The following is a 10,756-nucleotide window of genomic DNA, read 5'->3' as shown; positions in this document are numbered from 1 at the left end:
CCGGCACCACCAACCCATCGAGCGTGTTGGCCACCCCGTCGGTGCAGCTTGTACGGACGAAAGGCTTCTTACCGTAACCACCGCCGGACCGATGGTATTCAAGCCGGTGATCGCCGCAACGGGAACGCGGCGGCGCCTCAACATTACAACGAGTTATCGAAGCTCGCAGCAGCAGTTCCACGCAGGGCCTTGAGGTCACCCAAGTGCTGGCACCGGCAAACAAAGCGCCCGATCACCTCGTCACCTAAATCGAATAGCTCCGCTTATTTGGCCGCCAGTCAACGGAGATTGATTTATGGCTATAGATAACGCGAGCTGGAAACGGAGACGTCGTGTCATCGCGTAGCGCCCCGGGGGCGAGCACAAACCGTATGGTTAGGCGCTGAGGGCATATTCCCCGGGCGGCGCACGGGTGAACGGCTGGCCGTCCGCAGGGACGTATGGCTCATGGAGGTTTTATCGACAGAGACGCAGCCTGCCCACGGGCGGCCTCTGCGTGAGGATTAATCCATCCCAATGCGCTTGCCAGACTTGCTTGATGAGCTACTCGACTACTTTTCACGGCCTTTGCGGTATCGGGCGCGGCATATTCCTTTCCGTTTAAGATCATCTGGTGAAATGCGAGCGTCCTGTCCTTGCTCCCGATCGGCAGACTTTACAAAAATCAACCAGTCCGATTTTGGCGCTCTCCGCTCAGCAATTCGGGCCCGTCAATTCAACGATGCTGGACTGCATGACCAGCATCATCCACGCCAAAAATCTCAGCCTGCTGATGCTGCGAACGACGAGCACTAGTTCGGCTTATGCGGTCTGCTCACGTATTTCCGGGCGCTGTTGTGTGCGCCCCGGGAAGTCCGCCGGTACTAGATGTGATTGCGACCTTAATGGGCTGGGGGAGACTTGAGACGTTTGGAGTTAGGCTGAGATTTTTTGTCCACCAGCCAACGCGCAACCCAGTGGCTGGTTTGGTGGGGCAGTGCCAGCGCTCGCATGAAAGGTGGCCGATGTCACGAGGCCGAAATGCCGCAGCGGGATCTCTCCTGGGCGATCGTGACCGGGTCAACGCCCAACATCACGTCGCGGTTGATGCCGAAATGGAGGCGATAGAGCCACCAGATTGCGCAGCACCGGTCGACATCGAAGAGTGCCCGAGCGCGCTTTATTGCGGCTGCGACCCGCGCTATTGGCTCCATGACACGTCTCATCTGGAGACCTGAACGTCTCGGCACCAGTGCTCTAAATTTTGTGAGTTCTTGGTCGGTGACGGTCCGCTGTCGCGCGCCTCCGTCGGCAAAGGATTGGGAGCTGAGGTTCATGTTTGCCATGGAATTGCGCATTTCGAATCTTGATGGGAACACATATGTGTCCGACCTGTCCGTAACCTTACGATGCAAGTACTGCATGCCCAAACACCCAGATCTGGTAGTGCCAATTGACAGCACTCTTATGCGATAGTTACGCGGTGGCGCGCGTTAGTTCGCACACCCGATGCTGGTGCCTCGAACCGATCGGAGTGGATGGCGTTGGCTGCACCTCGAAAAAACGGCGCAGCGCGGGTCCGCAGCCATGTGATGTCGCCTCGTCTTGTCGATAGCCGGTGGACCATCCTGAGCTTTATTCGCGCCTGATGAACCCGCTCCTCGCGACTGGCCGTCAATTGGGAAAGGTGATCCACTGCGACTTCCTGCCGCTGTGGGCATGCGGTCAACGAATGTGTATTCGTCATTTCAGCAACTCGCCGGCCGACCGCCTAACCGATTGGACACGCGATATACCCAGGGCAGCAAAGCGGCCGCCCACAACACGGGTCCGGTACGATCGACAGCGCGTTGCGCAGCCTGTTGCGGCCTTCACGAATATTGAGGCCAAGCGAATACGATTTGGCGCGCACCACCCACTCTCTGGGGGGACGATCCTTCAACTGAGCAGACTAACAATGCATTATCATGCTGTGCGCACACGCATGCTCTAAGACCAGTTTCCTGGTCGCGATGACCGCCTTCGATGAAGTCTGTACTTGCCCTGCCTAGAGACCGCAGAGGAGATCCTTTGTGCCAGTCTTGGGAGCGATCGGTTTCATTTTTGGGTGCGCGCGCTGATCGGGCGGTCAGCGGCGGTCAGTGAGCATGGTCCGTAATCGGCCACGACAGCTGCTGTTCGCTTGTGAATTTCCGCACAGGTTTCGTCAGCTTTTGGAAAGCTAACGTGAGTACAGAGCCGCTAGGGTTAGCGAGGCGTGGTAGAGACAGCGCCATTACCAGAATGGGACAGCGCCGAGTCACGTTCCTGCTAACCTCAATCTGCAGCGCAGGCGCGGCAGGGACAGCCCCCGATCCAGTCCCAACCGACTGGTGCCGAGTCGCGCCTGCGCTGCTTCCGGTGCCGGAGAAACGAGCCGCACTGTCATGCTTTTTTCAGGCACGGACAGCCGTTCCGCCTGTGCCGAGGGAGATTGACGACGTTAAATTTAGCGGCGCACGTGGTCTTTCAAGCGATCGCTTCCATGCCTTCCGTCTTACTCCGCCAACATTCTTGGGCACCGTCATGAGCGGCAGCGTGGAAGCTTTTTTGCGCAACTTTGGCATGCCGGGCCGCTCCCATTTTTTCGTAAGCACCGGACCAGCTTAGAAATACCAAACGATCTGACCAATTCAGGTAGGTGATTGGCAGTCGTTCTGAGTCTACAACTTGGCAGCACCCTACAGGGGGGCAAAGTGTCAGGCTGGATACCGAAATCGGGCAAGGCCGGCGCTAAAGTTAGCGGCGCGTGGCAGGGACAGCGCTTTCCAGGGATTGAGCGCCGAGTCACGTCGCCGTTAACCTTTTTCACCCCTGGCACACTAGGGACGCGTCGTCTTTGAAGGCTTGCCCACCAGTCCAGCTAAGTGCTCTGCGGTACTTCTCAAAAATACGACTTGGCAGCGCCGTGACGGGCTTGCCGCTCACAGGAGCAAAGGTGGCCAGCTTTCGCTGACCACAGAGGCTTGCGGCATCTGCCAGGCACAGCCCTTTCACCGTTTCACTACCCGATCGCCCAGCCACCGGCTCGTTTCGCTAGCATGCCGGCTAGCCGGAGCAGCATCGGATTCTTTCCATGGCGCCAGTCGCGTCTGCGCTGCTCTCCGTGTTCTGCAACAACTCTTTCCTGACACCCTCGTCGGCCTTGGCACCGCTCGCCGACATCGAAGTCTCTCAGCTGAGTGACCTTGGGCTATGCCGGCCCGCGGCGCTCGAATGATCCGGACAACGCCCAAGCCGAAACCTCTCAGCTAGCCTCAACCGCGTGCCGAATCGCAATTCGTTCGGGCATCCATCATGGGTAACGATACGCGTGGCCATCTGTTCGACTTGATCGTCGCGGATCCAATTCGCGACATCTCGCCGCTTTCCCTCGCGGTATCGCCCGCGCGTTCCAAGTCGACACTGCGAGACTTTGCTCTCTGGGCGCCACGCTTGTGCAGTCAATGGCGGCTCCCAAAGTAGGTTACGACTTGCCGTACTGCGTTTGATTTGAACTGGCCGTTATACTTTAACCTGACCGGCGCGCGTTCCTTGAGCCTCAGCTAAGAGAGTTCACGGTCGTGCCTCTTGAGCGGACGAGAGAACCTAAACCCCGTATCATGGCTGATGGCAGCCTGCTTAAAGTCAACAAAGATGTTGTACCGGTAGACGACATTCTCAGATTCCATGGAATGAACGAGATCAAGGTCGCTGAAACGCGCTGTCTGCGCCAATCCAGGGATAAAGACCACTATCACCTTGGCCGAACGGCTGTCGATGCGATCGCAATGGTTTGCGCTGGCTCATTCGATCGGAGCTGCAACTCCATTTCGTTGAATGGAGGACCATCGCCTCAGTCAGCATCTTTGCTCGCCTCGAGGCCATTCGTGCGAGTTGGGCAGCGGAATCGAACCCCGAGGCAGCGGTTCGGGTGAGCGCCGGTCATCCCCCCCAAAACACCGCCGCGAGAGAGACCGTCGACATACCGGCGCTTGTGCGGGCCGACCCAGTAGCGTCCGGGAAAGCCGATACGTTGGCACGCAGGGATAATTCGATCCTAAAAACCTTCCAATTTGGTGATGTTTTTAGTTAGGTTATAGCCAGTGGTTTGATGGCCATCGAAATGGCTGCTTGCGCGCATGAGAGCTCGTGCGCTTGTGGCTTACAATGTGCGCCGGATCCGCGTCCAGCGCGGTATTCCGCAAGAGCAATTGGCTTACGATGCGGGAATTGATCGCTCCTACATGAGCGGACTTGAGCGCCAACAAGCGAACCCGACAATCGATCTTCTCGATCGCCTTGCCGAGACCCTCGGCGTAGCTGTCTCCGAGCTGTTTGTTCGGCCATCCAAGGGCGCGCCGCCACCTGCAACCCTACCTAAAGGTCGCAAGCCGAAGCCGGCACGCGGCAAAAGGACTTAAGCCCCAGACAAACACCAGCTGAGACGCAGATCTTGTCGCGGTACCGGCGCAGGATCACGCTTCCGCGAGGATTTCATGCGTTGCCGGCCCATGATACGCAGCGATGCGGCCATGGGCATCGAATAATGTGATGGATGTTCATTTTGGCGCCGGAGGGGACAATGGCGGCTCAAGACGATGAAGTCCCTTTAAATGCCATCCGCGCATTTGTGACCGTCGCCCGTGAAGGCAGCGTCACGCGCGCGGCCACCGCTTTGGGAACAACGCAAAGTTCGGTCAGCCGGTATTTGGCTGTGCTGCGGGATTATTTGGGTGCTGATCTCATCGAGCGGCGTGGACGGCGCAGCAATTTGACCGAGTTCGGGAGGCTATTCGCAAACGCAGTGTCTGAACCGCTCGAAACTGTCAGCTTCACCGCAAAGAGAATGCGACGCCGTGCAGGCGCAGGAACGAATCGGATTGTGGTCCGCACGTCATTATCAACCTTTGCTTTCTCTCTTCTTATTCCAAATCTGCAGGCTTTCACTTCTGAAGCGGGTGGCGTTATCGTGGACATCGTCAGCTCGCTGGCGCCGCCGACATCTTCGGATGATTTCGATATTTTGATTACACGCGATCTTTCCGTCATCGAACCCGCCGACAGTTGGGAGATCTACAAAGAGGAGCTGGTGTGCGTCGGCCCGCCAAATCTCGTCGGGGGTAAAGAGCTCTCGATTGTCCGCTCAACCCCTATACTGAACATCACATCCCGCCCCGACATCCTGCCGACATGGCTCAGGGCCATGAACCTGTCTTCAAGCGACATACGAGCGGGCGCGCGGTATGATCACAACTATCTTGCTTTGCCGGCGGTCATGACAGGAAAATGCCTTCTTGTCGCGCCGGAAATCATCGTCAGTGACCTCGTGCGAGGGGGCGCTTTGCAAATCATCCCCGGCACCCGCGCTCCAAGTGGCATGCAATATCGCGCCTATGCCGTAGATCGCAGCGCGCACCCCGAGCTCGCACGTTCTTTTTGTCGATGGCTGGCTCGTCTCTGCAAAAAGGTCGCACCTGCGCAGGCTGCCTGAGGTCTAGCGGTGTCCCTCAATTCGGCACAGCAGGAGATCAATGCTCAAGTCTAGGGCGCTCAACTTAAGAAGACTATTCGAGCACAGTCGTGAAAGCCTACGCAGATGGCGCCGCTCTGGTGCAGCAATCAACACGCCAACAATGAGAGATCGTAGCGCAAAGACTTTATCCTGGCCGCCATCGTGCCATGGCAGAAGAATTGGCAGGCAAACGGAGGAAGGCCGTTATCGCGCCGCAACCCTTTACTTGTCATCCCTGCCCCTGCGTTTGGTGAGTAATGCTCGCCAGCGAAGGCGCATGAGGCGCCGCCCCAGCTTAACAAGTCGAATGGTTCGGCTGCGCAAATCGTCTGTTTTCCAGCCGCGCTCGGCAATGCGACGGCTTCCAAACAGGCCCTGCGCGATTTGGCGGTAGCTATTTCCTTCCTGCCATCCATCGAGTGCGCGCAGCGCAAGGATCAGCCGGCGCTGCTTCAAGGCAGGCAAAGCAAGAGGAGGCATTCCGAGCGCCCGACGCTCAAGGGCGAGCCAAAATCGACGTGCGGCTCCCAGGCGAAGCTCGAAATCGCCATCGAGCGGCAGATCAACGACGACAGCATATCCGCTCGCCGGAAGCTCTCTTAGCCAGAGACGATGCTTCGTGCCCCCGAGCGGCACGATCGCATGCCAACCATCCGCCGCACGGCGAAGTTCGCTGCCCGGCAGATTGTCGAAATCGAGCTGATAGGTTTTGGGCGCAAGGTTGGCCGCCCGCACAGCCAGTACGGTCGGCAGCACCTCGGGTGCCCAGAAGACTTCTTGCTTGTCGAAGGTCTTTTGCGGATCAGCAGGAAAACGAGAGTCCCCACTTGCGCCGGAACTCGCCCGCCGCTGCGCTTGAACGTTCGCGGCGAGATAGCCGCTTATAATCCTCTTGGTAGTCGCGATCCCGGCGCAGCCACTCCCAGGCCAGGTCGGCAGCATCCGCCTTCTTCAGGCCGCTGTACGCTTCCTCAGATCTCCAGTCAGTATTCGGCATCGCACCTTTCCCGCTCAATCTTCCGGCGCGGCGGAATGCAGCCGATGATTGTGGCAGTTTCCAGCTGCCTGCTTACCGTGTGCGCGTCGCGCACGCACTTAATCGATGGAGTGATCAACTTTTGCGATCGCGAGGGATCTCGGCGCCCTGACATCCGCGCTGATCATTGTTTTGGCCAACCGCTACGTAGCAGATCGCGATAGCCGTGGCCTGCTAGCCACTTGGCCCGAGTGAGATGACTTTCGAACGTGCGTCGCGCACGATCCGGTTCAACGGCGGGGTCAAGCCCAAGCACAATTCGCGCGATCTCGCGCCAATCTGCCTTGTCAGCGTCCGCATCAAGTAGTCGCATGTAGGCGACAGCGTGCTCCCTGTCATATGACGTGAGCTCGTCGACGCTGGGCGCCAATTCTGCGACCTTCGGCTCGGCTGGCACTGCCTGAAACTCCTACCCAGCTGAAAAATCTACCGAAATCAGAGCAACGATAACTAATCTGACCTCGTTTTGGTACCCGTCCAATGGTCGCACGCCGACCTCCTTTTGGCGCTGAGATGGCAATCGCATATCGGCTCACACTGACCTGGTGGCTCCGTCCCGCGCTTTCCCTTTTTCATCCCAGTCCATACCGCAAGCGATTGCAGATGTGCCCTGTCACTGGTCGCCCTTGCTGTTCTGTTCCTAGCGGGAGGCATGGTGCTCCGTGGTGATCGGCCCGGTCGCACTCGTGAAAGGCAATCACCAGAACCGGTCAACTGGAGAATATTCGTTTCTATTTCGACCCACAGTTGAACATTCTTCCTATATAGTCGCGGCACTCGCGAAACGTCGCCTGTACCTCTGAGCGCTATTTCTTCTCTGCCGCTAATGGAAGCTATTGCCCTACGAGAACGCATGTGATGGTCAGCGAGAAGACGGGCACGCGCCAGCTGCGTCTGCATCTCACCGTTGGCTGATTCCTCGAAGCAATTGGGGAAGACAGCCACTACTGGTGCGAGCTTATCGTAATAGTCTGGCTATAACCAGTGGTTTCATAATCATCGGAATGGCTGCCTCTGCGCATGAATGCTCGTGCGCTTGTGGCCTGGAATGTGCGCCGGATCCGCGTAGAGCGCGGCATTCCGCAAGACCAATTGGCCTATGATGCCGGGATCGACCGCTCATACATGGGGCGCATCGAGCAGAAGAAAGAGAACCCGACTATTGATCTCCTGGAACGCATCGCCGCGGCTTTGGGTATTCACTTGTCCGAATTATTCACACAGCCGGCTAAAGGTGCAATGCCCCCCAAGCCGATGTCCAGAGGGCGTAAACCGGCACGGCTTGGCCGAAACAAGACGTAATTATTGAGCGAGCCATGTTTCGGCTAACGCTTGGGCGGAATCGAGCCGGAGCGGCCCACCTGCTTCATGTATCTACAGCGGTCGCTTCCGATCTCGCTCCAGCCAATGTGGCCCCCGCAGCCTTCCGCTTAGCGCTCCATCGGAGCGGCCTGTTATAAGGCCGAGCATCTTCGAAATGAGGTTGCGCCGCTCGCGTAAACCTACCGACGACCGCTTGAACCCGACGTTTTCGAAGAGCCTGTTTGGGTCGACGGTACGGTTCGGGTGATTGCGCGCAACGGGGAGGCCGAAGGTATGCAGGGACTTTGCTATCCTGCTGCGCAAAGAGCATGAGAGCAGATTCGCCCTCCAGAGCTTTCGGTCGGAGGATTGTGTTCGCCTCGAGGATGGGACCTTTGCGCTGGACGAAGATCGGGAGGGTGTGGCGCCCATGCAGTGGCGCAATTGAGGGGTGTTGGAAAGGCTCGACTGGAGGTTTGTCTATGGGACAACTAAGACGCAGGCACCATCTCGAGCGGGATAGTTTCAGCCGACGCCGGGCGCTGTGAATCAAGGCTATCCGACGCGTCGCGAGATGGCGGCGAATATGCTCTGAATGGGGTGTGAGCCACGCCGGACCTGACTATCCCGATACGATCAAGGGGATGCTGCTCGACGAGCGAGAGCCAACGGATGCATCAGATCATCAAAAATGCAGCGTCACCGGTTTGACCGGCGAGCAGAGACGATGCCTGAAGATTGATGCTGTTGGGCCTGGAAGAATCCCAGCAGGTGGCAGTTGCCCCGTTAGCCGGTCCTCGCGCATAAGACCGGCCGCTCTGCTCGACATTGCAGGGCCGCAACTTAGTCTTGGGTCTCCAGGCGTTGACGTGATCCGGGAGGTGCCGACAATATCAAGCAGCCTTTGCCGCCCTTGATTTTGGCCTCTTCACGTGCGGTACGCGGGCGTCAATCGCAAGCTGGTCCATCATCCAATGAGGGCTGCTGTATTTGCTGACAGGGTACGGCTCCGTCGCACGATTGTCCCAGATTACGACGTCGCCTGATTTCCAGTTCCAGCACAGGGTGTTCCGGGGCGCAATGAGATAGGATTGCAGCCGTTCAAACAGTTTTTGGCTGGGATAGCGCTGCAGGCCGACGAAGTTGTTCACAGAACGACCGAGCGATAGCATGCGTTCGCCGGTCTCGGGATGAACACGAACAATCGGATGTGTCGTTTCGTAGATCGTTGCAGTGGATACGCCCCACCAAGGCCGCTTGTTGGCTTCGGCGGCCCTCTCTGTCGCAGTGAGATCAGATGCGACGAAGCTCACAGCCCAGAGGTTATCGGCGAGCATCCGCAAGGGATGGGGAAGATCAAGATAAGCGGCCGCCCTGCTCGACCAAGCAATGTCGCCGCCAAAAGGCGGGACCGCCGCGAGCCGCAGCACCGAGATGGCTGTGCGGACCCGCTCATCGTTGATCTGGCTGAGATGACCGCAGGCGAGATCAGACAGCTCCTGTCGGATCGTTAAACCGCCCATTGTGTCCGCCATTATGGGATTCGGTATCAGCGAGCCGAGCCTGAACACAAAACGCTGCTGCTGTGCATCGTCGAGATGTCCCTGGTCACGGAAGAAGATGACCTTATGCTCTAACAGAAGCCGCTTGAACGCTAAGATGACATCGTCAGGCAAATCGTCCGACAGCGCAATGTTCTTGATTTCGGCACCAAGCCGCTCTGCGTGCCTGACGATGTCTGCTCGCGGAATGACATTTTCAACAACCATTGTCCCACTCATGACGACGCCTCTTTCTGTGGATGTCTAAACAGGCTCAGTGGTGGTCGCGTCTGGCGACAAACCCGGCAAAACCATCTTGATGCTGCACACTCGAATTATGTGAGCGTGGGTCACCGCGCCGCAATTCCGATACACACCACCAGCATCTAAGAATCCGACTCCCTTTGCGTATCGACACGCCTCGTGCCGTTCTCATCGAAGGGCACTCGCATATGAGGCCAGCAGATCGATTTGCAGCCTGATCAACAGTGCAGATCATAGACGCAATCCATGTCCAGTCGATGAAACGAAACCAGCTTTCTTTTTGAGCTCGCGCGACGTTCGCGTCGTCTCAGAACTCATGCTTGGAAAATCCTCGAACAACGACTGCCTCGTGCCTCCATCCTGCACGGCCTCATGCGCACGACAAAGATTGGAACTGGTTCGCGGCATGCACTGGCGAAGCCCATAGGACGTAAAGCGAGATCTACCTGAAGATGTATACAATCACCATAACTACTTCAACGGGCTCACAATCATATTTTCGCGACTTGGAGTTGTTCATGCGCAACTTGTTTCATCAGCTCTAACCACCCACTGTCATGCACTAGCGGGAGAAGCGCAAAACCAGGAGGCTGCAACTTCCGATGCAGCTTAACAACGGACTTAATCCCTCGATTTTCTCGAAATCTGCACTGTACGAATGCAGCTGCCCCGCGGTGACCTGCCTTTGGTGCTGCCCGGAGAAGTAGATTTCCGTTACTGAGTGCATGCATTTGGCTTTGTGGCAGTTGAGCCACCGACCGCTACGATCACCGAGATCGATACTATGCGGCCATTCTGGCGCACCTTCACTTAGGTGGCCTTCGATCCATAGATAGGGCCAATTACCTTCGATCGGCTGAGCGAGAAAAGCATTCACCTTGTTGTCGATCTCCGCGCATGACTGGCTGACTTGGTTCTTCGAGATGCTGGTCTAGGTCGTCAGGTCGTCTACCGAAGGGTCGAAACGCGCTGCACATAGGGTTTCTGTACCATTGCGGCGAGCGCCTTCTCGGCCACCCGGCGCGGCTTCAGAAAGCCGCGAATTAGATCGACCGCGCAACTCGACATACGAACCATTCTGGCGCGGGTCTCCGAGCCACC

The 10,756-nt window shown here is 57.5% G+C and carries 7 protein-coding genes and 1 pseudogene; 3 read left to right on the top strand and 5 right to left on the bottom strand.

Annotated elements, in window-relative coordinates; translation table 11 throughout:
• Window positions 1-4,139 precede the first annotated feature (4,139 nt).
• Together AC5V87_RS07665 and AC5V87_RS07660 are read left to right on the top strand one after the other, a co-directional pair.
• Window positions 4,140-4,421, top strand: coding sequence for a helix-turn-helix domain-containing protein (locus AC5V87_RS07665; protein WP_035730210.1), 282 nt, complete (start codon window positions 4,140-4,142; stop codon window positions 4,419-4,421).
• 161 nt (window positions 4,422-4,582) lie between these two features.
• Window positions 4,583-5,491, top strand: a complete 909-nt coding sequence (locus AC5V87_RS07660) for a LysR family transcriptional regulator (RefSeq protein ID WP_495370516.1) — start codon at window positions 4,583-4,585, stop codon at window positions 5,489-5,491.
• A 243-nt stretch (window positions 5,492-5,734) separates the two neighbouring features.
• On the opposite strand, the gene AC5V87_RS07655 is transcribed toward AC5V87_RS07660, so the two are convergent.
• The 3 genes from AC5V87_RS07655 to AC5V87_RS07645 form a co-directional block, all read right to left on the bottom strand.
• Entirely contained in the window at window positions 5,735-6,268 is a 534-nt protein-coding gene (locus AC5V87_RS07655) for a DUF2285 domain-containing protein (RefSeq protein WP_495370515.1), read from the bottom strand.
• A 46-nt stretch (window positions 6,269-6,314) separates the two neighbouring features.
• Complete coding sequence (locus AC5V87_RS07650) at window positions 6,315-6,509, bottom strand: transcriptional regulator domain-containing protein (protein WP_092218206.1); 195 nt, start codon at window positions 6,507-6,509, stop codon at window positions 6,315-6,317.
• A gap of 163 nt (window positions 6,510-6,672) precedes the next feature.
• Window positions 6,673-6,861, bottom strand: a complete 189-nt coding sequence (locus tag AC5V87_RS07645) for a DNA -binding domain-containing protein (protein WP_495371847.1) — start codon at window positions 6,859-6,861, stop codon at window positions 6,673-6,675.
• 707 nt (window positions 6,862-7,568) lie between these two features.
• Between AC5V87_RS07645 and AC5V87_RS07640 the strand changes: the two genes are divergently transcribed.
• Window positions 7,569-7,850: a helix-turn-helix domain-containing protein gene (locus AC5V87_RS07640; RefSeq protein ID WP_495370514.1), complete on the top strand. Its 282-nt coding sequence runs from the start codon at window positions 7,569-7,571 to the stop codon at window positions 7,848-7,850.
• A gap of 893 nt (window positions 7,851-8,743) precedes the next feature.
• On the opposite strand, the gene AC5V87_RS07635 is transcribed toward AC5V87_RS07640, so the two are convergent.
• A complete protein-coding gene (locus AC5V87_RS07635) occupies window positions 8,744-9,619 on the bottom strand; it encodes a TauD/TfdA dioxygenase family protein (protein WP_495370513.1) in 876 nt (291 codons plus the stop codon).
• Window positions 9,620-10,399: 780 nt separating this feature from the next.
• Window positions 10,400-10,690: pseudogene (locus AC5V87_RS07630) on the bottom strand (transposase); the annotation flags it as partial.
• Window positions 10,691-10,756: the final 66 nt, after the last annotated feature.

The organism is Bradyrhizobium sp. SOJA106, from assembly GCF_059448745.1.
This window is presented reverse-complemented; position numbering and strand designations above follow the sequence as displayed.

Excerpts from the sequence above, each read along its gene's own strand:
- AC5V87_RS07665 (WP_035730210.1), top strand. The coding sequence starts at position 4,140 with ATGAGAGCTCGTGCGCTTGTGGCTTACAATGTGCGCCGGATCCGCGTC.
- AC5V87_RS07650 (WP_092218206.1), bottom strand. The coding sequence starts at position 6,509 with ATGCCGAATACTGACTGGAGATCTGAGGAAGCGTACAGCGGCCTGAAG.
- AC5V87_RS07660 (WP_495370516.1), top strand. The coding sequence starts at position 4,583 with ATGGCGGCTCAAGACGATGAAGTCCCTTTAAATGCCATCCGCGCATTT.
- AC5V87_RS07640 (WP_495370514.1), top strand. The coding sequence starts at position 7,569 with ATGAATGCTCGTGCGCTTGTGGCCTGGAATGTGCGCCGGATCCGCGTA.
- AC5V87_RS07645 (WP_495371847.1), bottom strand. The coding sequence starts at position 6,861 with ATGCGACTACTTGATGCGGACGCTGACAAGGCAGATTGGCGCGAGATC.
- AC5V87_RS07635 (WP_495370513.1), bottom strand. The coding sequence starts at position 9,619 with ATGGTTGTTGAAAATGTCATTCCGCGAGCAGACATCGTCAGGCACGCA.